The 25,837-nt window shown below is 70.0% G+C and carries 23 protein-coding genes; 12 read left to right on the plus strand and 11 right to left on the minus strand.

Annotation, left to right across the window (positions count from 1 at the left end):
- Positions 1–21: 21 nt before the first annotated feature.
- Positions 22–1,086: a hypothetical protein gene (locus Aple_RS21260; RefSeq protein WP_155346404.1), complete on the minus strand. Its 1,065-nt coding sequence runs from the start codon at positions 1,084–1,086 to the stop codon at positions 22–24.
- A 216-nt stretch (positions 1,087–1,302) separates the two neighbouring features.
- Here Aple_RS21260 and Aple_RS21265 point away from each other — a divergent pair, with 216 nt between their 5' ends.
- Complete coding sequence (locus Aple_RS21265) at positions 1,303–3,264, plus strand: CehA/McbA family metallohydrolase (protein WP_246264677.1); 1,962 nt, start codon at positions 1,303–1,305, stop codon at positions 3,262–3,264.
- A gap of 79 nt (positions 3,265–3,343) precedes the next feature.
- Positions 3,344–4,333, plus strand: a complete 990-nt coding sequence (locus Aple_RS21270) for an aldo/keto reductase (protein ID WP_155346405.1) — start codon at positions 3,344–3,346, stop codon at positions 4,331–4,333.
- Here the strand turns inward: Aple_RS21270 and efeB are convergent.
- The 3 genes from efeB to efeU all read right to left on the minus strand — a co-directional run bounded on the left by efeB (position 4,326) and on the right by efeU (position 7,671).
- Positions 4,326–5,579, minus strand: coding sequence for an iron uptake transporter deferrochelatase/peroxidase subunit (gene efeB, locus Aple_RS21275; protein WP_155346406.1), 1,254 nt, complete (start codon positions 5,577–5,579; stop codon positions 4,326–4,328). The genes Aple_RS21270 and efeB overlap by 8 nt on opposite strands.
- Positions 5,580–5,693: 114 nt before the next feature.
- Positions 5,694–6,830, minus strand: a complete 1,137-nt coding sequence (efeO, locus tag Aple_RS21280; protein WP_155346407.1) for an iron uptake system protein EfeO — start codon at positions 6,828–6,830, stop codon at positions 5,694–5,696.
- Positions 6,831–6,843: 13 nt separating this feature from the next.
- Positions 6,844–7,671: an iron uptake transporter permease EfeU gene (efeU, locus tag Aple_RS21285; RefSeq protein ID WP_155346408.1), complete on the minus strand. Its 828-nt coding sequence runs from the start codon at positions 7,669–7,671 to the stop codon at positions 6,844–6,846.
- A gap of 258 nt (positions 7,672–7,929) precedes the next feature.
- Here efeU and Aple_RS21290 point away from each other — a divergent pair, with 258 nt between their 5' ends.
- Complete coding sequence (locus Aple_RS21290) at positions 7,930–9,549, plus strand: ABC-F family ATP-binding cassette domain-containing protein (RefSeq protein ID WP_155346409.1); 1,620 nt, start codon at positions 7,930–7,932, stop codon at positions 9,547–9,549.
- Positions 9,546–10,487 carry a hypothetical protein gene (locus Aple_RS21295; RefSeq protein WP_155346410.1) on the plus strand — a complete coding sequence of 314 codons (942 nt, stop codon included), beginning with the start codon at positions 9,546–9,548 and terminating at the stop codon, positions 10,485–10,487. The genes Aple_RS21290 and Aple_RS21295 overlap by 4 nt, the downstream gene beginning before the upstream one ends.
- Before the next feature lie 40 nt (positions 10,488–10,527).
- Here the strand turns inward: Aple_RS21295 and Aple_RS21300 are convergent, their stop codons facing one another.
- Together Aple_RS21300 and Aple_RS21305 are read right to left on the minus strand one after the other, a co-directional pair.
- Positions 10,528–10,791: a TFIIB-type zinc ribbon-containing protein gene (locus tag Aple_RS21300; protein WP_373869610.1), complete on the minus strand. Its 264-nt coding sequence runs from the start codon at positions 10,789–10,791 to the stop codon at positions 10,528–10,530.
- 27 nt (positions 10,792–10,818) lie between these two features.
- Positions 10,819–11,640, minus strand: coding sequence for a phosphotransferase family protein (locus Aple_RS21305; protein WP_155346411.1), 822 nt, complete (start codon positions 11,638–11,640; stop codon positions 10,819–10,821).
- Between the two features lie 37 nt (positions 11,641–11,677).
- On the opposite strand from Aple_RS21305, the gene Aple_RS21310 reads away from it, so the two are divergent.
- On the plus strand, positions 11,678–12,568 hold the full coding sequence (locus Aple_RS21310) for a TIGR03619 family F420-dependent LLM class oxidoreductase (protein WP_155346412.1): 891 nt from the start codon (positions 11,678–11,680) through the stop codon (positions 12,566–12,568).
- On the opposite strand, the gene Aple_RS21315 is transcribed toward Aple_RS21310, so the two are convergent.
- Positions 12,565–13,587, minus strand: a complete 1,023-nt coding sequence (locus Aple_RS21315) for an LLM class flavin-dependent oxidoreductase (protein ID WP_155346413.1) — start codon at positions 13,585–13,587, stop codon at positions 12,565–12,567. The two genes, Aple_RS21310 and Aple_RS21315, sit on opposite strands and share 4 nt — an antisense overlap.
- Positions 13,588–13,655: 68 nt before the next feature.
- Between Aple_RS21315 and Aple_RS21320 the strand changes: the two genes are divergently transcribed.
- Together Aple_RS21320 and Aple_RS21325 are read left to right on the plus strand one after the other, a co-directional pair.
- A complete protein-coding gene (locus Aple_RS21320; RefSeq protein ID WP_155346414.1) occupies positions 13,656–14,438 on the plus strand; it encodes an HAD-IIA family hydrolase in 783 nt (260 codons plus the stop codon).
- Between the two features lie 39 nt (positions 14,439–14,477).
- On the plus strand, positions 14,478–15,104 hold the full coding sequence (locus Aple_RS21325; protein WP_155346415.1) for a hypothetical protein: 627 nt from the start codon (positions 14,478–14,480) through the stop codon (positions 15,102–15,104).
- A 64-nt stretch (positions 15,105–15,168) separates the two neighbouring features.
- On the opposite strand, the gene arfB is transcribed toward Aple_RS21325, so the two are convergent.
- Positions 15,169–15,591, minus strand: coding sequence for an alternative ribosome rescue aminoacyl-tRNA hydrolase ArfB (gene arfB, locus Aple_RS21330; protein ID WP_155346416.1), 423 nt, complete (start codon positions 15,589–15,591; stop codon positions 15,169–15,171).
- Positions 15,592–15,905: 314 nt separating this feature from the next.
- Here arfB and Aple_RS21335 point away from each other — a divergent pair, with 314 nt between their 5' ends.
- Together Aple_RS21335 and Aple_RS21340 are read left to right on the plus strand one after the other, a co-directional pair.
- Positions 15,906–17,411: an alkaline phosphatase D family protein gene (locus Aple_RS21335; protein ID WP_246264678.1), complete on the plus strand. Its 1,506-nt coding sequence runs from the start codon at positions 15,906–15,908 to the stop codon at positions 17,409–17,411.
- The gene (locus Aple_RS21340) at positions 17,408–18,748 is read left to right on the plus strand and encodes an FG-GAP and VCBS repeat-containing protein (protein WP_246264679.1); all 1,341 of its coding nucleotides are present in this window, start codon (positions 17,408–17,410) and stop codon (positions 18,746–18,748) included. Before Aple_RS21335 ends, Aple_RS21340 begins: the two co-directional genes overlap by 4 nt.
- On the opposite strand, the gene Aple_RS21345 is transcribed toward Aple_RS21340, so the two are convergent.
- The 3 genes from Aple_RS21345 to Aple_RS21355 are packed head-to-tail and all read right to left on the minus strand — an operon-like array spanning position 18,733 to position 21,334.
- Positions 18,733–20,094, minus strand: a complete 1,362-nt coding sequence (locus Aple_RS21345) for an MFS transporter (protein WP_155346418.1) — start codon at positions 20,092–20,094, stop codon at positions 18,733–18,735. The two genes, Aple_RS21340 and Aple_RS21345, sit on opposite strands and share 16 nt — an antisense overlap.
- A 12-nt stretch (positions 20,095–20,106) precedes the next feature.
- A complete protein-coding gene (locus Aple_RS21350; RefSeq protein ID WP_155346419.1) occupies positions 20,107–20,697 on the minus strand; it encodes a TetR/AcrR family transcriptional regulator in 591 nt (196 codons plus the stop codon).
- Between the two features lies 1 nt (position 20,698).
- Entirely contained in the window at positions 20,699–21,334 is a 636-nt protein-coding gene (locus Aple_RS21355; RefSeq protein ID WP_155346420.1) for a biliverdin-producing heme oxygenase, read from the minus strand.
- Between the two features lie 218 nt (positions 21,335–21,552).
- Between Aple_RS21355 and lon the strand changes: the two genes are divergently transcribed.
- The 3 genes from lon (at position 21,553) to Aple_RS21370 (ending at position 25,799) form a co-directional block, all read left to right on the plus strand.
- On the plus strand, positions 21,553–23,907 hold the full coding sequence (gene lon, locus Aple_RS21360) for an endopeptidase La (RefSeq protein WP_155346421.1): 2,355 nt from the start codon (positions 21,553–21,555) through the stop codon (positions 23,905–23,907).
- 106 nt (positions 23,908–24,013) lie between these two features.
- Positions 24,014–25,144 carry a Fic family protein gene (locus tag Aple_RS21365; RefSeq protein WP_155346422.1) on the plus strand — a complete coding sequence of 377 codons (1,131 nt, stop codon included), beginning with the start codon at positions 24,014–24,016 and terminating at the stop codon, positions 25,142–25,144.
- Between the two features lie 91 nt (positions 25,145–25,235).
- Positions 25,236–25,799, plus strand: coding sequence for a hypothetical protein (locus Aple_RS21370; RefSeq protein ID WP_155346423.1), 564 nt, complete (start codon positions 25,236–25,238; stop codon positions 25,797–25,799).
- Positions 25,800–25,837: the final 38 nt, after the last annotated feature.

Raw genomic sequence — 25,837 nt, forward strand, 5'->3', positions numbered from 1 at the left:
CTTCTGTGGCTTCTACGGCTTCTATGGCTTGAGGTAGCGCTCCTCGATCAACGAGATGAGCTGCTCCAAGTGGTCATATGTCGGAGGCTCGACCACGTTGACGAGGTTCGTGGTGAGCGGGGTGTTCTTGGCGAGGTTGGCGAAGACCTGGGGGTTCGCGGTGCGGAAGCCGTACCGGGCGGCGAGGGCGGCGAACTCGGGGTCCTCGGTGAGCAGGCGGCCGACCCGGGTGGCGGGCTCGTCGAAGGGGACCAGGGTGTGCTTGCTGAGCACGGTCGGCGAGGGGTACAGCAGGCGCATCTCGGGGCGGATCGCGCCGTCGGCGGCGAACAGGTGCGCCGCGTACTGGGCCTCATAGATCACGACCATGGGCGTCTTGCCCATGCCCATGGCGAGATAGTCCTCGAAGGGCGCCTCGGTCGTGGACTCGGAGTAGCCCTGGTCGAGGAAGAGCGGCGCCACCGCCTCGGCCACCTTCCCGGACTGTTCCGCCGATGTCACGACATCGTCGCCGTTGGCGACATAGCTGGTCATCGCCAGGTACATGGCGGCCGAGTTGGAGGTACGGATATCGGTGGTCGTCAGCAGGACCCGCTTACGCGCCTGATACGACGAACCCGGCAAAGAATCCCACCGAGTCCCCTTCGCCACCAAATCCAGATATTTCCGGATATCGAGGGTTTCGCCGGTGACCACGCCCGCCCGCGTCAGGGCGTCCACGATCGGCTCGAAGGTCGCCACGCTCATCGGCGAGTGGAACGGGGAGAACGTCACGCTTGCCCCGCGATCCTTCTTGATCTTCTCGGCGGCCGGCGCGCTCGACGGGAACGCGAAGGCGTACCCGCTCAGATCCACCGAACCCGCGATCTCCCGCGACCCGGCCGTGTCCACCTCGACCCGCAGCCCGTGCTTGGCGAAGGCGGCCTTGACCTGCGGGTCGTCGAAGAACGGCTTCTTCTCGGAACCGATCACCCCGCGCACCACGGTGAGCTCCGAGCCCTCCCGGTTCCCCAGCACCAGGGCCGCGGCGACTCCGCCGCAGAGCAGGAGCGCCAGCACGGCGCCAATCCAGCGTCTACTACTCATCTCACCCTGAATTATGTGAGCCGCCCGCTTTGCCCGGTGGTCCGGAAGACAGAATTCAGCGCGTGTTCATTTTGGGGTAATTGGGGGGTCGACTCCCCCCGGGGCTGCCTGTTATCCCACCCGGGCGCAGAGAACCCCTCCAGAACGCACGATTGCATTTTTTCGGTCCTGGCCTGATGTGACGATGCTTGCGTTTTCGATTACGGGGAGGCGAACGTGTACCGCGATCCGATGTTGCCGCCGGTGGTGGCCAGAGCGCTGGCGGAGTACCGCACGCTGCTGGCCGAACACGGCATCACCTGGGGAGAACCACCGCTGGGTTACGTGCGAATGATGAGCTTCCTCCGGTTCCCGGATGAGGCGTACCAGATGTCCAAAGAGCCGGACCTGGACCGGGCGTTCCGGGACGCGCTGGACGGCCATCCCACGCCGGACGGGCTGACCGTCCTGCGGCTGCTCCCCGCCGGGCTCCGGCTGGAGGCCCGCCCGCTGGCCATGCTCTCCGAGCACCCGCTGCCGTGCGTGCTGCTGATCGACTCCGCCCGCGACACGGCGACCCCCGTCCGCGTGGACGGGCAGACCCACCTCGTCCCGGCCGGCGGGGCCCGGCTGATCGAGATCACCACCGGCAGCGCCCTCACCGTGGCCGGGGAGGAAGTGGACCTGTCCGTGCTGACCAGGGCCGCCGTGCCCGCGCGGCTGCGGCTGCGGGCGGGCTTCCCGTGCCGGTGGAGCGTCACCACCACCGACGGCCAGGGATGGTATCCGGCGGGCGCCGACCGCCGCCGCGACTACCACGGCGTGCCGTTCTTCCACGGCGACGACCTGGTGCTGGACGTCCCCGCCGAACCCCTCACCGTGCGGGCCTGCCGCGGCATGGAGTACGGCACCGCCGAGACCGCCGCCCACCCCGCCCCCTGGCGGGAGACCCTGGTCGAGCTGGCCCCCGAGCGCCTCTACGACGCCGCCGCCCGCGGCTGGTACGGCGCGGACCTGCACGTGCACCTCAACTGGGCGGGCGACATCGTGGGCACCCCCGCCGCGGCCGCCGCCATGCAGCACGGCGAGGACCTGCACGTGCTCAACCTGGTCGCCGGGAACGTCGCCGGCGAGCGCGTCTACGACCGCGAGGCGCTGCAGCACTGGGCGGGCCGCGACCTGCCCTGGTCGGACGCCTCGCACGTGGCCAGGATGGGCGTCGAATACCGCAACGACCTGCTCGGCCACGTGCACGCGTTCGGCCTGACCGCGCCCCCGTCGATCTACCACACCGGCTTCCTCGGCCAGGCCGACTGGCCGCCCAACGGCGCCGCCTGCGGCGAGCTGAAGGAACTGCGGGCCGTGCTCGGCTACGCGCACCCGTTCCACGGCCCGATCCTGGAGCCCCGCGAGATCACCGGCTCCGGCGAGCGCAACTGCGACGCCCGCGCCCTGGTCGTGGACGCCGCGCTCGGCCTGGTGGACGGCATGGAGCTGCTGCACTTCTCCGAGATCTCCGGCACGGTGAGCGTCTACCGCCGCCTGATCGGCGCGGGCAACCGGCTGGCGGCCCTGGCGGGCACCGACACGATGCTCTCCTTCACCCGGCAGGACACGGTCTCCAGCCCGCCCGGCTGGGAACGCGTCTACGCGCGCCTCGGCGGCCCCCTCTCCGCCGAGTCGTTCGCGAACGCCGTACGGCACGGGCGGACCTTCGCCACCACCGGACCCTGGCTCGAACTCCGCGTGACCGACGAGAACACCGGCGTCGCCCGCGACGTCGGCGACACCCTGCACCTGCGGCCCGGCGACCGGGTCACCGTCACCGCCCGCACCATCGGCCCCGAGGTGGAGCGCCTCGAACTGCACACCGCGGGCGGCCTGCTCGCCGTCGGCCCCGCCGGTGAGCTGTCGGCCACCCTCGACGTCCTGGAGCCCACCTACGTCGTCGCCGCGGCCGCCGGCGGGCGCCACCCCCGATCGCTCCACCGCGAGGTGTACGCCCACACCAGCCCGGTCTACCTGGACGTGGCCGGACGCCACGTGGCGCGGGCCGAGGACGTGCGCTGGTGCCTGGAGTGGCTCACCCTGCTGGCGGGCACCGTGCGCGAGCACGCCCGCCTCGACTCGCCCGACCAGCTCCGCGACCACCTCGACCTGATCGAGAAGGCCGCCGCCGTCTACAAGTCCCGGCTCTAAGGTTTGACTTGGAGCGCGCTCCAGATCCCAGACTTCCTCTCAGCGCCCGATCTGGAACGGGCGCGGGAGAGGAATCCGGATGAGATACCGCACGATCGGCACGAACCCGGACACCCGCCGCGAGGTGAGCGTGCTCAGCCTCGGCGCGATGTTGTTCGGCACCGCCACCGACGAGCCCACGTCGATGGCCATCCTCGACCGGTACGTCGAGGCCGGGGGCACCTTCATCGACACCTCCGGCAACTACGCGTTCTGGATGAACGGCGGCCAGGGCGGCGAGAGCGAGGGCGTGCTCGGCCGCTGGCGGCGCAGCCGCGGCGTCGGCGACGAGATCGTCATCGCCACCAAGGTGGGCGGTCGCCCGCTCGCCCCCGGCACCAGCTACACCGACAACCCCGAGGGCCTGTCGGCCAAGGTGATCAGGGAGTCGGCGGAGCGCAGCAGGGAACGCCTCGGCATGGACCGGCTGCACCTGATGTACGCGCACATCGAGGACACCCGGGTGCCGCTCAGGGAGACCGTCGAGGGCTTCGCCGAGCTGGTCGCCGACGGCACGGTCGGCCTGCTCGGCGTGAGCAACCACTGGACCTGGCGGGTCGAGCGGGCGCGCAGCCTCGCGGCGGCGGCGGGCCTGCCCGGCTACGAGGTGCTCCAGTACCAGCACAGCTACGTGCGCCGCCGTACCGACCGGCCCTCCCAGCTGTCGGCGGACGGCGACCTGGGCGCGACCAGCGGGGACCTGCTCAGCTATGTGCGGGAGAACCCCGAGCTGACGCTGGTGGCGTACGGGCCGCTGCTCAGGGGCGGCTACGTCCGGACGGACCGGCTCGACGCGGGTCTTGACGGGCCGGGCAAGCAGCCGAGGCTGGCCGCGCTCGCCGAGGTGGCCAAGGAGACGGGGGCGACCGTCAACCAGGTGGTGCTGGCCTGGCTGATGGGCGGGGAGATCCCGGTGCTGCCGCTGGTCGGCTGTTCCTCGGTGGCCCAGCTGGAGGAGGCGCTGGGCGCGGTCGACCTGGACCTGAGCGTGGCGCAGCGGGCCCGGCTGGACGCGGCGGGGGTCAGCTGAACAGGGTCCGGCCCCAGTAGTCGCCCGCGTCCCGCACGCCCGGCGGGATCGCGAACAGGCCGCTGGAGACGTGCTTGATGTACTCGTTGAGCACGTCCTGCCGGGCCAGCGCCAGCTGCACGGGGACGAACTGGCGGTGCGGGTCGCGCTGGTAGGCGATGAAGAACAGCCCGGCGTCCAGGCGGCCCAGGCCGTCGGAGCCGTCCACGAAGTTGTAGCCGCGGCGGAGCAGGCGGGCCCCGCCGTGGCTGGACGGATGGGCGAGCTTGACGTGCGCGACGGCGGCGATCAAGGGCTGGCCGTCGGGGCCCTTCCTGGCGAAGTCGGGCTCGTCGAACTCCTTCGCCATGCCGAGGGCGGCGCCCTCGCCCTTGCTGCGGCCGAAGATCGCCTCCTGCTCGGTGAGCGAGGTGCGGTCCCAGGTCTCGATGTGCATCCTGATCTTGCGGGTGACCAGGTAGCTGCCCCCGGTCATCCAGGATGCGCCGTCCTCCTCGGCCACCCACAGGTGGTCGCGGAGCATGCCGGTGTCCTCCAGCTTCAGGTTGGCGGTGCCGTCCTTGAAGCCCATCAGGTTGCGCGGCGTGGCCTGGGCCCGCGAGGTCGAGGAGGTGCGGCCGAAACCCAGCTGGGAGTAGCGCACCGACACCTTGCCGAAGCCGATCCTGGCCAGGTTGCGGATCGCGTGCACGGCCACCTGCGGGTCGTGCGCGCACGCCTGCACGCACAGGTCGCCGCCGGAGATCTCCGGCAGCAGCGCCTCGCCGGGGAACTTGGGCAGCTCGGCCAGGGCCGCCGGCTTGCGGTCGGCCAGCCCGAACCGGCCGTCGAACAGGGACGGGCCGAAGCCGATCGTCAGGGTCAGGCCGGACGCGGGCAGGCCCAGGGCCTCGCCGGTGTCGTCCGGCGGGGCCTCCGGCACGCCGCCGACCGCGCCGAACGTCCCGGCGTCATGGCCCTGGGTCATCCGGGCGGCGGCGGCCGTCCACTCCTGCAGCAGGTCCACCAGCTCGGCGCGGTCCTTCGTGGTGACGTCGAAGGCCACGAAATGCAGGCGGTCCTGGGCGGGCGTGACGATCCCGGCCTGGTGCTCGCCATAGAACGGCACCGGGTCGGAGGCCGACCCGGAGGGCGTGGCGGTGGCGGCCTCGTCCGGCAGGGACCGCACCGCCAGCGTGCCCGCCCCCGCGGCGGCCACCCCGGCCGCGCCGAGGCCGAACAGTTTCCGGCGGCTGATGCCCGGCATATGCGCTCCTAGAATTAACTAGAAAGTCGTGATCTGGACAGCCGCAGCGGTGAATGGCCTGGTTGGCGGTCATGCGGCTGTCCATGGGACGGGTTTCTGGTTAATAGTGCTGTCTTACTGTGCCACCACGGCGGCGATCTTACTGACCGGCTCCGCCAGGGCGTTGATCGCGTCCGAGAGGACCTTCAGCTCGTCCTTGCTCAGCTCGGTGTGGAGCTTCCAGCCGTCGCCCTTACGGTGCGCCTCGAGGGCGGTCTCGGCGGCGGTGAACTTCTCGTCCAAGGTCTTCACCAGGGCCGCGTCCCGCGCCTCCAGCACCGGGCGCAGCGCCTGCACGGCGGCCTGCGAGCCCTCCAGGTTGGCCGCGAAGTCCCACAGGTCGGTGTGCGAGTAGCGGTCCTCCTCACCGGTGATCTTGCCGGTGGCCACCTCGTCCAGCAGTTCCTTCGCGCCGTTGCCCAGCTGCAGCGGCGACAGCTTCTCCGCGTTCGCCTTCTCCACCACCAGCTTCACGTCGCTCATCAGCTGGTCGGCGATCGGGCCTGAGCCGCTGATGTCCTTGGTCGCCCACAGGTCCTTCTCCAGCCGGTGGTAGCCGGTGAACTCCATGCCCTCCTCGATGACCTCCTCACGGCCGTCGATCTTCGGGTCCAGGTCGCCGAAGATCTCCGCCACCGGCTCGATCCGCTCCCAGTAGGTCCGCGACACCGGGAACAGCGCCTTGGCCTTCTCCTGGTCGCCCGCCTTGACCGCGTCCACGAACTCCTGCGTCTTGACCAGCAGCGCGTCGGTCTGGCTCCGCACGTACCGCTGGTAGCTGGCGGTGGCCTCGGCCAGCTGGGCGTCGTCGGTGAGCGGCTTGTGCTCGCCGGTCACCTTGAGCGGGCCGCGGATGCCCTTGCCGATCATGCCGGGCTTGCAGGCCGTCTCGTACGTCCCGGCCGGCAGCTCGATCACCAGGTCGCGGGTGAGGCCGGGGACGATGTTCTCCACCTCGCCCATGACCCGGTCGCCCGGGGCGTACACGTAGAACTCGGTGACCTTGCTGCCGCCGTTGGTGATCGAGAACGTCGCGGTGCCGGCCGCGACCTCGGCCGTGCCGACCTGGCAGGCGGTGTCGCTGGCGGCCACCGCCACCTTCCCGTTCCCGGCCGGGGCCGCGCCGCTCGCGGCGGGGGCGGCCGGCTCGGTGCCGCCGCAGGCGGTGAGGGTGGCCAGGGCGAGAGCGCCGAGGAGAAGGGTGTTGCGCATGGATGTACTCCCGTTACGAAATGGACTCGGCGACCTTGGCCGGGGCGGCCGGCGGGCGGAGGAAGAGGAACATCACCGGCAGCACGTAGGCCGCCCAGGCGGTCACCTCCAGCACGCTCGGCGTGGCGGTGATGTTGAACATGCCGCTGAGCAGGGCCGAATACCAGGCACTCGGGTCGAGCACGCCGCTGATGTCGAAGGCGAGGGTGTTCAGGCCCGGCAGGATCCCGGCCTCCTGGAGGTCGTGCACGCCGTATTTGAGGATGCCCCCGGCGACCAGGATGAGCAGCAGGCCGGTCCAGGTGAAGAATTTTGTGAGGTTGACGCGGATCGCGCTGGCGTAGAGGCCCCAGCCGATGAGGATGGAGGTGAGCAGGCCGAGGGTGATCCCGATGAGCGGGGTGGCGGTGGTCGCGGCGCCCTGCGCGGAGGCGAAGAAGAGCAGCGAGGTCTCCAGGCCCTCCCTGACCACGGACAGGAACGCCATCACCGCGACCGCCACCGAGCCGACCTGGAGCGCCTCGCCCAGCTTGGCCCGCAGGTCGGAGGAGATCTTGCGGGCCGCGCCGCGCATCCAGAAGATCATCCAGGTGACGAAGACGGTCGCCGCGATCGAGGCGACCGCCTCGAACAGCTCCTGCTGCTCGAAGGCCAGGTGGGCGGCGGTGAAGGAGAGCAGCGCGCCGAAGGCGACCGACAGCGCGACCGCGGCGGCGACGCCCGTCCAGACCAGGGGTAGCCTGTCTCGCCGGTCGCTCTTGACGAGGAAGGCCACCAGGATGGAGACGACCAGGGTCGCCTCCAGCCCTTCCCGGAGTCCGATGAGGTAGCTGGCGAACACGCGATCACTTCCACAAGGTGAGGCTTGCCTAATTTAGGCGAGCTTTACCTTACCCATACGCGCGGCGGGCCACGCCGGTGGGGGTGGGTCGTAATTCGTTTGATGCGCGCGGAGGGTCCGCGTAACGTGAGCCGCGTCTAATCCCCGTCCCTGGGAGTTTCCATTGAGGTTCTGAGGTCGACGCCAGCTCTGATCACTGTCTGATCGTTGGCGTCCTCGCGTGTCCATGAACACGACCTCACAGGGACGGCCTCTTCTATGTTGGCAATTCAAGATCTTTCTTTCGCGTGGGCGGATGGCACTCCGGTGTTCGACGGGGTGGAGCTCGCGTTCGGGCCGGGGCGTACCGGCCTGGTCGGGGTCAACGGATCCGGGAAATCCACGCTTTTGCGGGTGATGGCGGGCGAGCTGACGCCCAGCCGGGGGAGCGTGCGCGCGGGCGGGGTCATCGGGTACCTGCCGCAGAACCTGCCGCTCGGGGTGGCCAGGACGGTGTCCGACCTGCTCGGCATCACGGCGGCGCGCGAGGCGCTGCACGCGATCGAGCGGGGGGACGTCTCGGAGGCCAACTACGCGGCCGTCGTGTGGGACGTCGAGGAGCGGGCGCGCGGCGAGCTGGACCGGCTCGGGCTGCGCGACGTGGGGCTCGACCGCCAGGTCGCCGCGCTGTCCGGCGGGGAGACCGTGCTGGTCGGGCTGGCCGCGCGGTTCCTGCTGGAGCCGGACGTGCTGCTGCTGGACGAGCCCACCAACAACCTCGACCTGGCGGCGCGCCACCGCCTCTACGACGCGGTCCTGGCATGGAACCGCACGCTGGTGGTCGTCAGCCACGACCGGACGCTGCTCGGCCTGGTCGACCAGATCGTCGAGCTGCCGTCCACGCGGGTGTTCGGGGGCAACTTCACCGCGTACGAGGAGATCCTGGCCGCGGAGCGGTCCGCCGCCGAGCGCGCGGTGCGGACGGCCGAGGGGGACCTCAAGCGGCAGCGGCGCGATCTGGCCGACGCGCGGGTCAAGCTCGACAAGCGCGCCAGGTACGGCAAGAAGATGAACGAGCAGAAGAACGAACCGAAGATCGTCATGGGAAACCGGAAGCGGCAGGCCGAGGTGTCGGCGGGCAAACACCGCAACCTGCACGAGGAAAAGGTCGAGCAAGCCCGCGAACGCCTCACCGAGGCCGAGCAGGCCGTCCGCGACGACGCCGAGATCCGCGTCACCCTCCCCGCGACGACCGTCCCCACCGGGCGCATCGTCCTTTCCCTCCCGCTGTACGGCCTGACCGCAACAGACCACGATATTTCCGAAATTTCGGTCGATAGCGTGACTTCGGGACGCGAGCTGAGCCGGCTCGTCGTCAAAGGCCCGGAGCGAATCGCCCTGGTCGGCCCGAACGGCTCAGGAAAGACAACCCTGCTGGAGCGCATCGCGACCCACACCCGCGAGGCGGGATCCCCCGACGGCGTCCTCGTGCCGATGCGCTACCTCCCGCAACGCCTGGACATTCTCGACGACGACCTGAGCGTGCTCGACAACGTCCGCGCGGTCGCACCGGAAACCTCGACGAACAACATCCGCGCAGGTCTGGCGCGATTCCTCTTCCGGGGCGCCCGCGTCGACCAGCCCGCCGGCACCCTCTCCGGCGGCGAACGGTTCCGCGCCGTCCTGGCCGCGCTGCTGCTCGCCGACCCCCAGCTCCTGCTCATGGACGAGCCCACCAACAACCTCGACCTGGCCAGCGTGCGGCAACTCGCCCAGGCGCTGTCCGCCTACCGGGGCGCGCTGATCGTGGCAAGCCACGATCTTCCGTTCCTGGATTCGATCAGCCCGACTCGCCGAATTGACACCTCCGGACTTGTCGGTAAACAGTTGGACGGGTGATCACTCCCCGGTTCCTCGCCGCCGCCGCGGCGGCGGTCACGCTCAGCGCCTGCACCGCGGCCCCGGCCTCGCCGGGCGACCCCGTCTCCCCGGCTCCCGGCAGCGCCGCCGGCTCACCGTCGCCGTCGGGCCTCAGCCCCGCCGCCTACCGCACCACCCTGGACTCGGCGGGCGGCCCGGTGGACAGCGCGCTCAAGGACCTGTCCAAGGCCAAGACCCCCAAGACGCTCGGGGACCGGCTGACCCGGGCCGAGACAGCGGTAGGCGACGCCCTGACCCAGCTCGGACCGGTCCAGCCGCCCGCCGACATCACCACCGAGCACTCCGACTACCTGGCCGCGCTGCGCGGCATGGAGACCACCCTCGGCGATCTGCGGACCGGCGTGGAGGAGCTGTCGCTGTGCACGGCGACGGCGGTGCTGGCCCGGCTGGGCAAGTCCGACGACTTCGCCGCGCTCAAGGAGGCGGGCATCGACCTGGCCTCGCTCGGCGACTACCCGGGCGGCAAGGTCTCCGTCAAACCGCCCAAGGAGGAGAACCGCCGGCAGGCCAACGGGAAGGTGCTGCGCTCCTCCATACGCGGGGGGCGGAGCAAGCTGATCGTGAAGAACGGCGGCGGGCAGGACGCGGTGCTCACCATGATGCTCGGCAAGCGCAAGGCGGTGACGGTCTACGTGCGCAAGAAGAGCCGGGCCACCGTGCCGAACATCAAGGACGGCAACTACCGGGTGTTCTTCGCGACCGGGGTCGACTACGACAGCAAGAAACGGCGGTTCAACCGGACCTGCAGCTTCGAGCGGTTCGACGACTCGGTGCGGTTCAGGACCACGTTCAGCGGCAGCACGATCCGCTGGAGCGACTGGACGCTCACCCTCAACAAGGTCACCGGCGGCAACGCGCCGTCGAGCAAGGTCGACCCGGACGACTTCCCCGCATGACGAAGCCGCGGTCCCCCACGGGACCGCGGCCTGGAAAAGCTCAGCTGGAGAAGAGCGCGTTCACCCAGCTCTTGCGGTGGCCATGGTGGTAGCCGTGGCCGCCGTGGTGGCCGCCGCCCCAGGCCGGGCCGGGAGCGGGGGGCGGGGGAGCCGCGTTCCACTGGTTCTCCATGCGGGAGAGCGTCTCCAGCTCGCCGTAGTCGAGGAAGATTCCACGGCAGTTGTCGCACTGCTCGATGTGGACGCCGTTACGGTCAAAAGTCCGCATGTTCCCGCGGCACTTGGGGCACTGCATGAGCGTCATCTCCTTATGAGGCGTTAACCATTCACCCTACGACGGTGGCGGTGTGGCCAGGATCCTCTCGCAGGAGGAGATCAGAGCCTCTGCCGCCTCGTCAAGGGCGGTGTTGTCGCGGCGCGCGGTGGCCATTGCCGTGGCGGCCAGTTGGACCGTCAACGCGCGGGCCGGCCCGTCGAGTTCCCGCCACGGGTCGCCCGGCGAGACGGCGGTCCCCCCGGCGGCCAGGTAGGAGCCGAGGAACCGGTTCCATTCGTCCGGCGAGACGAGCCCGGACGCGAACCAGGCGGCTGGCCGGGCGAGATCCCAGGCGGGGTCGCCGTACCCGAGGTCGTCGGGGTCGATCAGCAGCCACGCGCCATCCAAGCGGATGAGCTGCCCCAGATGCCAGTCGCCATGCGCCAGGCCGTACGCGCGTTGCCGCAGATCCAGCGTCTGGTACGCCTTGCGGGGCAGATCGCCGGGTTCGAGCTGGGCGACGGCCCGGGTGACCCGCGCGGGCCCGCCCATCGGGGGTAACCCGGCGGGCAGGGGCTGGGCGTGCAGCCGCGCCAGCAGCCGCCCGCCCTCCTCCCACGGCGGCGTCTCGAGATCGTCGGGCGTGAGCGGCTCCCCGGCGGGCCAGATGGTGACAATGCGGTCGCCCACCCGGTCGGTCCCCAGCGGTTCCAGCAGCAGGCCGGGCAGCCGCACCTCTAGGCGGGCCTTCAGCTCGGCCTCGTCGGTCCCGGCCGGGTGCGCCTTCACCACGACGTCGCCCACCCTGATCACCAGGACGCGGGTGTCCTTGAGCACGGTGGGCGGGCCTGCGCGGCCGGACAGCCGTACCAGCTGAGAGACCAGGTCGGGGGGCACCGGCTCAATCTACCCGGCGGGCTCTAGGGTTGGCCGTATGAGAATTGGATTCGCGGTGCCGGTGTCCGGGTCGTGGGCGACGCCCGGCAACATGGCGCGGGTGGCGACCCGGGCCGAGGAGCTCGGCTACCACGAGGTGTGGACGTTCCAGCGGCTGCTCTACCCGGTCGGCCACACGATGGGGTCCAGCTACCGGAGCGTTCAGGACCCGATCGTCACGTTGTCGTACGTGGCGGGTAGTACCTCCCGGATCCAGCTCGGCGTGGCCGTCCTGAACCTGCCCTTCTACTCCCCGGCCATGCTGGCCAAGCAGCTCGCCAGCCTGCAGATCGTCTCCGGCGGCCGCCTGGACGTGGGTGTCGGCCTGGGCTGGGTGGAGGAGGAGTTCGCCGCCTCCGCGGTCCCGATGGAACGCCGCGGCAAGCGCGCCGAGGAGTATGTGCAGCTGCTCCGCAAGCTCTGGACCGAGGACCCGGTCGAGCACAAGGGCGAGTTCTACGCCCTGCCCCCGGTCCACCAGGACCCCAAGCCCGCGCCCGTCCCGCCGATCCTGATGGGCGGCGCGGCTCCGGTCGCCCTGCGCCGCGCGGGCCGCCTGGCCGACGGCTGGATCAGCTCCAGCCGGATGGACCTGTCCAGGCTCCACGAGCAGATCTCCATTGTGAAGGAGTCGGCCCGCGAGGCCGGGCGCGACCCCGGCGCGCTGCGTTTCATCTGCCGCGGCGTGACCCGCCCCGGGTCCGACAGCTCCGCACCGCTCGCCGGTTCGTACGACAAGATCCGGGAGGACGTCGCGGCCCTGGCCGAGCAGGGGGTCACCGAGGTCTTCCACGACCTCAACTTCAACCCCGAGTTCGGCTCCGTCGACGCCGACCCCGTCGCCTCGATGCGGCGCGCCGAGGAGGCCCTGGAGGCGCTCAAGCCCTAGGGCGTCATCTCGTAGGCCTGCGCGATCAGTTCGTAGGACCGGATTCGCGTGTCCGTGCCGTGCACCGTCGTGGTGATCATCAGCTCGTCCGCGGCGGTGCGCTTGCGCAGTTCCTCCAGGCCGGTCCTGACCTGATCCGGGTCGCCGTAGACGACGTCGGCCAGCCGTCCGTACACGAACTCGGTCTCCGCCGCCGAATACGGATACGCGGCCGCCTCCTCCGGCGTCGGGAACCGGCCGGGACGCCCGAGCCGCATCCGCAGGAACGCCAGCGCGCCCGCCATGGCCTGCCGCAGCGCCTCCTGCTCGCTCTCGGCCGCCAGCGCGGAGACCCCGATCATCGCGTACGGCTCCGCGAGCACCTCCGACGGACGGAACGAGGTGCGGTAGAGCTCCAGCGCGGGCTCGGTGCCGGCCGCGCTGAAGTGGTGCGCGTACGCGAACGGCAGGCCCAGCAGCCCGGCCAGCCGCGCGCTGAACCCGCTGGAACCCAGCAGCCAGATGGGAGGCCGGTCGTCCCCGCGCGGGATCGCCTGGACCCGGGGGTTGGCGCCGTCCAGGAAGGCGGTCAGCGCGGCGACCTCCTGCGGGAACTCGTCCGGGTCGACGTTCGCGCTGCGCCGCAGCGCCTGCGCGGTGACCATGTCGGTGCCCGGCGCCCGGCCCAGGCCGAGATCGATGCGCCCGGGATGCAACGCGTGCAACGTGCCGAACTGCTCGGCGATCACCAGCGGCGCGTGGTTGGGCAGCATCACCCCGCCGGACCCCAGCCGGATCGTGCTCGTGGACGCCGCCAGGTGCGCGATGAGCACGGCGGGGGAGGAGCTGGCCACGCCCGGCATGCCGTGATGCTCCGCCACCCAGATCCGGTGATATCCCCACTGCTCCGCCCGCTTCGCGAGCTCGGTCGCGCCCCGCAGCGCCTCGCCCGGGCTGCCGCCCTCCCCGACCGTGGCCAGTTCGAGCACCGACAGAGGAACCTCGGCCGCACCGCGCGCGACGCCGCGAATATTCTCCATGAACGCAGACAACCGGGGATGCGCTCCGGATATTTCTGGATCATCCGCGCACCTGCGATGCTTGGGGCATGACTGAACGCAAGCCCATCGACTGCTGGCTGTCGGACATGGACGGCGTCCTGGTCCACGAGGGCAAGCCCGTGCCCGGCGCCGACGAGTTCATCCAGAAGCTGGGCGAATCCGGCAAACGTTTCCTCGTCCTCACCAACAACTCCATCTACACCCCCCGCGACCTGTCGGTACGGCTCCGCGTGGCCGGCCTCAACGTGCCGCCGGAGGCGATCTGGACCTCCGCCATGGCCACCGCCGACTTCCTGTCCGCCCAGCGCCCCGAAGGCTCCGCGTACGTGATCGGGGAGTCGGGCCTGACCACCGCCCTGCACGAGGCCGGCTACATCCTCACCGACCTGGACCCCGACTACGTGGTCCTGGGCGAGACCCGCACCTACAGCTTCTCCCACATCACCCGCGCCATCCGCCTGATCGAGAACGGCGCCCGCTTCATCGCCACCAACCCCGACGCGGTCGGCCCCTCCCACGAGGGCAACCTGCCCGCCTGCGGCGCCGTGGCCGCCATGATCACCAAAGCCACCGGCGTCGAGCCGTACTTCGTGGGCAAGCCGAACCCGATGATGATGCGCAGCGCGCTCAACCGCATCGAGGGCCACAGCGAGAGCACCGCCATGATCGGCGACCGGATGGACACCGACATCGTCTGCGGCATGGAGGCCGGGCTGCACACCATCCTGGTCCTCACCGGCGTCACCCAGCGCGAGCAGATCGACCGTTTCCCGTTCCGCCCGTCCCGGATCGTCCCCTCGGTCGCGGACCTGATCGATCTGGTCGAGTAACTGCCACGCCCTGTCAGCATCCCGTGCGAGGCTGACGGGATGAACCACCTCTACCTGGAGATCGGCCCCAAGAAGGTCTTCGCCTGCTCCATCGACTGGCCCGGCTGGTGCCGCATCGGCGGCTCCGAGGATCAGGCGATCGAGGCGTTCCTCACCTATGAACCCCGCTACCGCGTCATCGCCGACCGCGCGGGCCTGCCCTTCACCCCCGGCGACCCCGTGATCACCGAACATGTCAAAGGCGACATGACCACCGATTTCGGTGCCCCCGGCGCCATCCCGCCCAGCGACCACACCCCCGTGACCGAAGCGGAAGCCGTCCGCGCCGCCGCCCTGCTCACCGCCGCCTGGGCCGAGTTCGACGCCTACGCCACGGTGGCCCCCGAAGAACTCCGCAAGGGCCCCCGGGGCGGCGGCCGCGACCGCACCAAGATGATCGGCCACGTCACCGAAGCGGAACGCGCCTACGCCCGCAAGATCGGCCTGAAGCACAAACCCCTCAAGTCCCCCGAAGACCTCACCGCCATGCGCGCCGCCATCACCGAAACCCTCGGCGCCCCTTCCGCCGGCGGCGCCGAACAGGGCTGGCCCGCCCGCTACGCCACCCGCCGCATCATCTGGCACGTCCTGGACCACCTGTGGGAAATGCAGGACCGCTCCACCTGACGAAAGTCGCGCGCATTTCCCCGGCCGCCGGGGTGACCTTCGAGCCGGTCGGAACGTGTGCCGGTCAGTCGTCGGCGCGGCGAAGACGCTTGAGGGCTGAGCGGTGTCTCTTGGTGGCGAGGCGGTGTTCGACCGCGCCTCTGGAGGGTTTGGTGGGGCGGCGCTTGCGGGGCGGGGGCGCGATGGCCTCGCGGAGAAGCTGCGCCAGGCGCATCTCCGCGGCTTCGCGGTTGCGGAGCTGGGAGCGGTATTCGGAGGCGGCGATGGTGATGGCGCCGTCGACGAGGCGGGCGGCCAGGCGGGTGAGGGCGCGGGCCTTCAGAGCCGGGGGCAGCGCGGTGGTGGCGGCCACGTCGTAGGTGAGCTCGGCGCGGCTGTCGGTGGTGTTGACACCCTGCCCGCCGGGGCCGGAGGAGCGGGAGAAGCGCCAGCTCAGCTCGGCTTCGGGGATGGTGACGGAAGCGGTGACGATGAGCGGTCCTGGCATGTGGCTCTCCTCCTCTCGGTGCTGCCAAGGGTATCTGGGGTGCATACCCACCGATCAACGGATTTATGGGGACGATACGGTCCGTGACCGCCTTGGTTCGATCGCGCCTTGGGTGACATGCGTGTGAAGTGCAACCTTCGAGATGTGAGCCGGGCCTTCCCTAACTCGTCGTCACACGTTCGGCGGGCGTTCAATTACCGTGGGTAATCCGCATGTCTGTTCACTTATGGTTTTTTCGCAGGTCAGCGGGCTAACCTGTATTCGACAACCAGGTGGTCTTTCCTGTTAGGGTGCAGGGAAAAGCGTCACGCAGAGTGTTCCTGTCCAGTGTGGCCGTCGGCGGGCTCCTTCTGACCGGAGCCGGATACGCGCCCACTCGATCCCTCCGTCAGGACCCGTTCGGGGTCGGCGTCGCCTCGGGTGACCCTTCCGCCGACGGATTCGTGCTCTGGACCCGGCTGGTCTTAGATCCCCTGGGGTTGAACGGCCGGGGTGGCATGCCGTCCCGGGACTACGACGTGCAGTGGCAGGTGGCCACAGACGAGCGGTTCGCGGACATCGTCCGTACCGGCACGGAGACGGCGTCCTGGCGGGCGGCGCACAGCGTGCACGTGGAGTTGAAGGGCCTCCAGGCGGGGCGGGAGTACTTCTACCGGTTCAAGGCGGACGGGCATGTGTCGCCGGCCGGTAGGACGCGGACCTCGCCGCCGGGGTTGTCGGCATTGTCGTTCGCGATCGCGGCGTGCGCGCACTACGAGCACGGCTACTACACGGCGTACAAGCGGCTCGCCGAGCAGGAGCCCGACCTGGTCGTGCATCTCGGCGACTACATGTACGAATACCAGCCCGACGGATACACCGCCCCCGGCGGAAACATCCGGCAGCACTCCGGCGGGCACAAGTGCGCCACCCTCGCCGACTACCGGATGCGGCACGCGCAGTACAAGAGCGACCCCGACCTGCAGGCCGCGCACGCCGTCGCCCCCTGGCTGGTCGCCTTCGACGACCACGAGATCGAGAACAACTGGGCGGGCCCCAAGTCGAGCACCGGCGCGCCCGCGTTCGAGCGCCGCCGCGCCAACGCCTTCCAGGCCTACTACGAGAACATGCCGCTGCGCCGCACCAGCGTCCCGCACGGCGCCGCCATCAAGATCAACAGGCGGGTCACCTGGGGCGCGCTGGCCCAGTTCCACCTGCTCGACACCCGCCAGTTCCGCGACGACCAGGCCTGCGAGGACGGGGTGCGCGCGGGCTGCGACGACCGTCTCGCCGAAGGCCGCACTCTCCTCGGCGAGGATCAGCACCGCTGGCTGCTGGACGGCCTGGGGCGGTCCGGGGCGCGCTGGAACCTCATCGGCCAGCAGATCATCATGGCCCAGAAGGACTTCAAGCTCGGCCCCGGCAGCGAGGTCAACCTCGACTCCTGGGACGGGTACGCCGCCGAGCGCACCGCGCTGCTCAAGGGGCTCAAGGACGTCGCCAACCCGGTCGTGCTCACCGGCGACGCGCACATGCACCACGCCGCCGAGCTCCACGCCGACCCCGGCGACCCGGACACCAAGGCCGCCGTCGAGCTGGTCACCTCCTCGATCGCCAGCGACGGCGACGGCTACCGCGACACCGAGCGCACCGCCGCGACCCTCGCCGAGAATCCCCATATTTCCTACATCGACCAGCGGCGCGGCTACATCATGGCCAGGCTCACCGAGGACGCGCTCACCGCGGACTTCCGCACCCTCGACTACATCAGCCGCCGGGGCGCGCCCGCCCGCACCTCCGCTCGCTTCACCATCCCGTCGGGCGAGCGGAGCCTGGTGTGAAGACCCTGCTCGCCGTCCTCCTCCTCCCGATGCTGCCGAGCACGGCCGCCGCCTGCCCGGGCGTCCCGGCCGACTACAACGGCGACGGGCGCCCCGATCTGGCGGTCGGCATGCCGTACGCGACGGTGGGCGGCCACGACCGCGCCGGCGCGGTCGCGCTGTTCACCGGCACGAGCGGCGGCTTCCGCAAGGGCCCGGTGATCTCCCAGGACAGCGACGGCATCCCCGGCGAAGCCGAACGCGGCGACTCGTTCGGCGCGGCCCTGGCCACCGGCGACTTCAACGGCGACGGCTGCGCCGACCTGGCCGTCGGCGCGTCGGAGGAGTTCGTCGGCCGCGAGCCGGTCACCGGCGCGGACGGCCACGGCATGGTCCACCTGCTGTACGGCTCCCGCACGGGACTCCACCACGCCAAAGTCCTCGACCTGCCGCAACACGACACCGACCGGTTCGGCGCCGCCCTCGCGGCGGGCGACCTGGACGGCGACGGCGACGACGAGCTCGCCATCGGCGCCCCCGGCTACGAGGGCGGCGGCGCGGTCGTGATCCACGGCGCCAAGATTAAAATGATCAAGAATTCCGGCACGTCGACCGACCAGTTCGGCGCCGCCCTGGCCACCGGCGACTTCGACGGTGACGGCACCGCGGAACTGGCCATCGGCGCCCCCGGCGACAATCTGGAGAAGAAGGCGGAAGGCACGGTCACCGTCGTCGAGAAGGGCCGCAGAACGCTCTACAGCCAGGACAGCCCCTGGGTGAAGGGCTTCGCGGAGAGCTGGGACTACTTCGGCTCCGCCCTGGCCGCCGCCGACTTCAACGGCGACGGCCGCGACGACCTGGCCATCGGCGTCCCCGGCGAGGGCCTGTCGGTCTACCCGCGCGCCATGGAGTACGGCGAGGGAACCGTGCACGTCATCTACGGCTCCAGCGGCGGCCTCAAGACCTCCACCACCGAAGGCTGGACCCAGAACAGCCTGGTCGGCATCCCTCGCATGTACGACAGATTCGGCTCCTCCCTCGCCGCCGGCGACCTCAACGGCGACGGCGACGCGGAACTGGCCGTGGGCATCCCCGGCGAGAACGCCGTGCAGGTCCTGGCGGGCACCAAGTCTGGCGGCCTCACCAAGAACCACAATCTCCTCATCCCCGGCCCCAAGGGCGGCGAGTTCGGCGCGGCCGTCACCATCGTCGGCGGCAACCTGATCGTCGGCGCCCCCATGCTCGGCGAGATCACCCTCTTCCGCGGCCACCGCAAGATCGGCTCCTACCCGGGCGTCACCAAGAAGGGCGTGCGGCTGGGCAAGGGCCCCGGCCTGTACGGCTACAGCCTGATCTGAACCGCCACGAACGAGATGAGCGCCGACAGCGCCATCATCCCCGCGCAGATGAACATCGCCAGCTGGAACCCGGCCGACAACACGGCCGGGTTGTCGTAGGCCTCCCCGGTCAGCCCCACGATCGGTGGGATCGCCGCCACCGCCAGCAGGCTCCCGGTGCGCGCGACCGCGTTGTTGATGCCACTGGCGATGCCCGCGTGCCGCTCGTCCGCGCTGGCCAGCACCGTCGCGGTGAGCGGTGCGACGGCCGCCGACAGCCCGAGCCCGAACACCGTGGCCGCGGGCAGCACCCCCGTCAGGTAACTCGTCCCCGCCCCGATCCCGCTCATCATCAGGAACCCGAGCCCGCACAGCAGGATCCCCGCCGTCATCGGGATCTTCGGCCCGATCCGCCGGGCCAGCTCACCGGCCCGGGGGGAGAGCAGCAGCATGAGGATCGTCACCGGCAGCATGGCCGAACCGGCCGCGATCGGCGTGAACCCCGACGACACCTGAAGTTGCAGGACCAGCAGGAAGAACACCGCGCCCATCGCCGCGTACATGAACAGGGTGACGACGTTCACCGACGTGAACGTGCGCGAGGTGAAGATGTCCACCGGGATGAGCGGATTCCGCCGGGAACGCTCGACCAGCACGAACACCACCAGCAGCGCGAATCCCCCGATCATCGGCAGGACGAGCTCCTCGATCAGGCCGTAGGTGAGCCCGGCCAGCGCGAGCGCCGCCAGCGCGGAGCCGAGCAGGTCGAACTCGCCCGACGCGCTCTCGTCCTTGCTTTCCGGCACGTGCCGGAGAGCCACCGCGATCACCAGCGCGGCCAGCGGGAGGTTGATCAGGAACACCCAGCGCCAGCCGGCCGCCTCCACGATCCACCCGCCCAGCAGCGGCCCGATAGCCGCGGCCATGCCGCCGAGCCCGGACCACAGGCCGATCGCCCGGGGCCGGTCCACCCGGGCGAAGCTCGACTGGATGATCGCCAGCGATCCCGGCGTGAGCAGCGCGCCGCCGACGCCCTGCAGCGCGCGGGACAGGATCAGGACCTCGATGTTGGGGGCGATCCCGCACAACGCCGACGCCACCGCGAACCAGACCACGCCGATGAGGAAGACCTTGCGCCGCCCGTACCGGTCGCCGAGGGAGCCGCCCAGCAGGATGAGCCCGGCCAGCGTCAGCGTGTACGCGTTGATCGTCCACTGCAGCCCGGCCACGTCGGCCGCCAGGTCGGTGCCGAGCACGCGCAGGGCCACGTTGACCACAGTGCCGTCCAGCATCACGATCCCCGACCCGAGCACGGTCGTGAACACGATCCACCGGCCGGTGCCCGACTTCAGCTGAACGGAATCCATGGGGGCTGCCGATCAGGTGAGCGCGCGGAGGATGAAGCCGGTGACGAACTCCGCCGCCTCGTCGACCGTGACCGAGCCGTCCATCAGCGGAAGGCGTTCCGCGCCCAGGACGGCCAGCACGATCCGGGCTGTCGCGGTCACGTCGGAGGTCTGGAACTCGCCCGAGTCCACGCCGCTCTGGATGATCTCGCAGAGGATGCGCTGCATGGGCGCCACGTGCGCGGCCAGCTGCTGGTAGGCGTCGGGGCCGAGGGTGGCCGACAGGTCGGCCGCGCCGGGATGCGGGTGCGCCATCAGCCCGGTGAGCTGGAGCCGGATGAACGCGCCCAGCCGCACTGAGGGGGAAGCCCCGGCCGGGAGGTCGCGGGCGTAGCTCTCCACGAAATACTGGGTGACCCGTTCGGTGAAGCTCAGCAGCAGCGACGCCTTGTCCGGGAAGTAGTTGTAGAGCACGGTCCGGGTGATGCCCGCCTCGGCCGCCACGTCCGTCATCGAGATCGCGTCGATGCCCTGGCGGCGGGACAGCCGCGCCACCGCCTCCAGGACGCGCTCCTGGGTCTGGGCGCGGTGCTCCCCGATCGTCGCGGCCGAGATCCGGGGCACGTCAGGCCGCCGCCCGGGCGAGCCGGCCGAGGTCGCCGAGGACCTCGGTGTTGAGCTGGTAGGCGAGCTTGGTCTCCCGGATGATCCGCTGCCGTTCGGCCTCGTCGAGGTCGAGCGCGTCCAGGCGGCGGCGGTACTCGTCCTTGAAGCGGGGCAGGCTGCCGATGTCGAAGTAGTAGAAGTCCACGCCGCCGCCCCTCTCGTACCCGTAGATCTTCTGCAGTTCCATCCGGATGAACTGGCCGCCGGACAGGTCGCCGAGATACCGAGTGTAGTGGTGGGCGATATATCCGCCAGGCCAGTCGGCGACCTGGTCGATCCGGGCGACCAGCGTCCTGGTCGGCTTGCTGGGCTGGATCCGGTCCGCCCAGTCCGGGCCGAAGATCGTGGTCAGGTCGCGGACCAGGGCCTGCTCCCGGTAGAGCTCGGGGAAGACGAAGGCACCCGCGACCGGGTGCCCGGCGAGCGCCTTCGAAGCTCCGTCCAGGGCCAGATAGGCGAAGTAGTGCTGCGCCACCATCTCGCCGTACGCCTCCCGGCTGAGCCGCCCGGCCATCAGGCTCTTCAGATAGCCGTCATCCTCGGCGGACTCGTGATCGCTCCAGGTCGCGGCCCGCAAAACCTCGGAAAAGCCCATCTGTTTCTCCTTAAGGGTCGTTCATGACGAAGTGTCACAAAAACAGATGAGCCCCGTCAACGCTTTGACGACAGTGTGTCATGAACCCGCCCGCACCAAGCCGATCTCAGAGGGCTGATTACACGATTACGCTCGCTCACAGCGAACACGCGCAGATGTGGGAACACGGGCGCACTCCTGTTAGTTGAGCGTGCATAACTCAACCTTTGGGAGTACGCATGACTGAGATCCTTCCGGTCCTGCCGCTGGACGACGAGGTCGTCCTGCCCGGCATGGTCGTCCCCCTCGATCTGTCCGACTCCGAGGTGCGCGCGGCGATCGAGGCGGCCCAGGCCACCGGCGCCAAGAAGCCGCATGTCCTGCTGGTGCCGCGGATCGACGGCCACTACGGGGCCGTGGGCGTGACCGCGGTCGTGGAGCAGGTCGGGCGGCTGCCCGGGGGCGAGCCCGCGGCCGTCGTGCGCGGAGTGAACCGGGCCAGGGTCGGCACCGGCACCACAGGACCCGGCGCGGCGCTCTGGGTGCAGGCCACGGTCGTCGAGCGCGTCGACGCTCCGGCCGAGGCGCTGATGAAGGAATACAAGGCGCTCACCATCACCATCCTGCAGAAGCGCGGCGCCTGGCAGGTCGTGGACGCGGTGAACGCGATCAAGGACGCGTCCGAGCTGGCCGACAGCTCCGGCTACGCGCCCTGGCTGTCGACCGCGCAGAAGCTGCTGCTGCTGGAGACCGCCGACCCGGCCGAGCGGCTGGAGAAGCTGGTCGGCTGGGCCCGCGACCACCTGGCCGAGGTGGACGTGGCCGAGACGATCCGCAAGGACGTGCAGGAGGGCATGGAGAAGCAGCAGCGCGAGTTCCTGCTCCGCCAGCAGCTGGCCGCCGTCCGCAAGGAGCTGGCCGAGCTCAACGGCGACCCGGAGACCGAGGAGCAGGACTACCGCGCCCGGGTCGAGGCCGCCGACCTGCCGGAGAAGGTGCGCGACGCCGCCCTCAAGGAGGTCGACAAGCTGGAGCGCACCTCCGACCAGTCACCCGAGACCGGCTGGATCAGGACCTGGCTGGACACCGTCCTCGACATGCCCTGGAACACCAGGACCGAGGATGAGTACGACATCGCGGGCGCGCGTGCGGTGCTGGACGCCGACCACACCGGCCTGGAGGACGTCAAGGACCGGATCATCGAGTATCTGGCCGTCCGCAAGCGCCGCGCCGACCAGGGCCTGGGCGTCGTGGGCGGGCGCCGCAGCGGCGCCGTGCTGGCGCTGGCCGGGCCTCCCGGCGTGGGCAAGACCTCGCTCGGCGAGTCGGTGGCCCGCGCGATGGGCCGCAAATTCGTCCGGGTCTCGCTCGGCGGCATCCGCGACGAGGCCGAGATCCGCGGCCACCGGCGCACCTACGTCGGCGCGCTGCCCGGCCGCATCGTCCGGGCCATCCGCGAAGCCGGGTCGATGAACCCGGTCGTGCTGCTCGACGAGATCGACAAGGTGGGCGCCGACTACCGGGGCGACCCGACCGCCGCCCTGCTCGAAGTGCTCGACCCCGCCCAGAACCACACCTTCAGGGACCACTACCTGGAGGTCGAGCTGGACCTGTCCGACGTGCTCTTCCTGGCCACCGCCAACGCGCTGGAGCAGGTGCCCGGCCCGCTGCTGGACCGCATGGAGATCGTCACCCTGGACGGGTACACCGAGGACGAGAAGGTCGTCATCGCCCGCGAGCACCTGCTGCCGCGCCAGCTCGACAAGGCCGGGCTGACCGCCGCCGACGTGGTCGTCGACGACGAGGCGCTGCGCCGGCTGGCGGGGGAGTACACCCGCGAGGCGGGCGTGCGTTCCCTGGAGCGGTCGATCGCCCGCATCCTGCGCAAGGTCACGGCCGGTCTCGCGCTCGGCACCAGGACGCTGCCCGTGCGGGTCACCGACCTGGTCGACTACCTCGGCCGGCCACGGCACGTCCCCGAGTCCGCGCTCCCCGAGTCCCGGCAGCGCACGGCGGTGCCCGGCGTCGCCACCGGCCTCGCGGTCACCGGCGCGGGCGGCGACGTGCTCTACGTGGAGGCGTCCCTGGCCGACCCGGAGACCGGCACCACCGGCGTCACCCTCACCGGCCAGCTCGGCGACGTGATGAAGGAGTCGGCCCAGATCGCGCTCTCCTACCTGCGCTCCCGGGGCGTGGAACTGGAGCTCCCGGTCGGCTCGCTCAAGGACCGCTCCGTCCACATCCACGTCCCCGCCGGCGCGGTCCCCAAGGACGGCCCCTCGGCCGGCGTCACCATGACGACCGCCCTGGCCTCCCTGCTGTCCGGCCGCCCCGTCCGCGGCGACGTGGCCATGACCGGCGAGGTCTCCCTCACCGGCCGCGTCCTCCCCATCGGCGGCGTCAAGCAGAAGCTCCTCGCCGCCCACCGCGCGGGCGTCACCACCGTCCTCATCCCCGCCCGCAACGAGCCCGACCTCGACGACGTCCCCGCCGACGTCCTGGCCGACCTCACCGTCCACCCCGTCAGCGACGTCCGCGAGGTCCTCAACCTGGCCCTCACCCCCGCCACCGTCACCCAACCAGCCGCCGCCTGACCCCATCCCATCCGGTGCGGCTCCCGTCAACCTTGGCGGGAGCCGTCTCTATGAATGAGTCACTTAGCTGTTTGACTCAATGATTTATTCATGCTGTCATGGCTAGATGCTATTCGGGACGCCGGAACTCATGCGGGAAGATCTCGCGGTCCTCGGTGAGATCGAGGACATGCGACGTGATCTCAAGTATCGCCTCGCGGAGCCTCATCGATGGGACGGCGCACTGCGGAAACACCTGCAGGCGCGGGCGATCCAGGGGTCGAACTCCATCGAGGGCTATCGCGCCAGCGTTGAAGACGTCGAATCGATCATGTCTGGCGACGAACCGACGGACGCCACGCCCAGCGTGACCCGAGAAATCCTCGGGTACAGGCAAGCACTCACATACATTGGAGAGTTGGCGCGTGCGTCGGTGTTCGCCTACGACGCCGGTTTGCTTCATTCGCTCAACTTCATGATGATCGGGCACCATCTCAACAAATCGCCTGGCACGGTGCGGCCAGGTGGGATCTATGTCCGCAACTCGCTCACCGGTGAGGTGGTCTACGAGGGACCTGACGCGCCGGACGTCCCTGAATTACTTGGCGAGTTGGTCGCATGGCTCAACACTGGAGACCTCGACCAGCCCAGTTACGTGCGCGCGGCCATGGCCCATTTCAACTTGGTTTCCATCCATCCGTGGCGAGATGGTAACGGACGCATGTCTAGGGCCCTCCAGACGCTGGTTCTCGGACGAGGCCAGATCCTCACGCCCGAGTTCTGCTCGATTGAGGAGTGGCTCGGCATTCAGGAGAACACGGTCGACTACTACCGGGTTCTATCCGATGTGAGGCGGGGCTGGACGCCGCACTCGGATACGTTGCCCTGGGTGCGCTTCTGCCTGCGGGCTCACCATATGCAGGCGCAACGGGTGCGGCGGCGGCTCGCTGACGCCTCCGAGGTGTGGCTCTTGCTTGAGGAGAAAGCCGAAGCGGACGGACTGAACACTCGCTGCGTGTCCGCGATGTACCAGGTCTTCGTGAGCACTCGGCTGCGAAGGACGGGCTATCAACAGGAGGAGTCCCTCAGCCAAGGGCAGGCAACTCGGGACATGCGGGAGTTGGCGGAGAAGGGATGGCTCGCCTCATCTGGGGAGACCAAGGCAAGGTTCTACGCGCCTGGACCGAGGATGTTGGAACTCAAAGCTGCTTATGCCCAGCGGATTCAGGTGTTGGTTGATCCCTATCGGAAGGGTTAGAGGGGCGTTTCCTGGGGGTGAGTCGGGGGTGTCAGGAGGTGTGAAGGGCGCTCCTGGGGGACTGGGATCGGGTCCCGAAAGGAGGGCCTGAATGCGATTCGTAACCCGAGTCGTGGCTGGAATCGGCTCCGCTGCGCTGTTGGTAGTCGCCGCACCGGTGGCGTCCGCGCAGGCGGCCGAGGCCTTGGCAGCCCCCGTAGCGTGGGGTCCGTACGCGTCCGGTGACGGGAAGGCGAAAGCCTCCGGAACCGTGACCGTGACGGAGAAGGTGGGGAAGGTCGGCTACTGGAAACGGTGGTGGACCTGGGAGAAGAAGTGTTCCTGGCGTGATGGCGACAGGGTCTGCAAGAAGGTCAAGGTGTGGCACAAGAAGTGGGCGCACAAGCGGGTCCGCTTCGAGGTGTTCACCGTGGACTCGACGCTGGTGAACCACAGGAGCCACGCGCGTAAGTTCCGGTGCGCGTGGGAGACCTTCCGCGTGGTGAAGAAGAACGGAGACCGCGTCCTGCGCAGTGCGAAGGCCTGCGGCGGCTCCGCGAAGCTGTCCTTCACCGTCGTGAACGCCGACCGGATCTGGGTCGACGTCTCGCGCGGCACGTTCAGCGAGCCGAAGGGCGAACACTCCGGCTGGAAGGCCGTCCACCCGGCGGTCTGACCCCGGCGGAACCGAAGGCCGCGCCCCCTGAGCGCTCA

The sequence above is a fragment of the Acrocarpospora pleiomorpha genome, from assembly GCF_009687885.1.
Taxonomy (GTDB): Bacteria; Actinomycetota; Actinomycetes; order Streptosporangiales; family Streptosporangiaceae; genus Acrocarpospora; species Acrocarpospora pleiomorpha.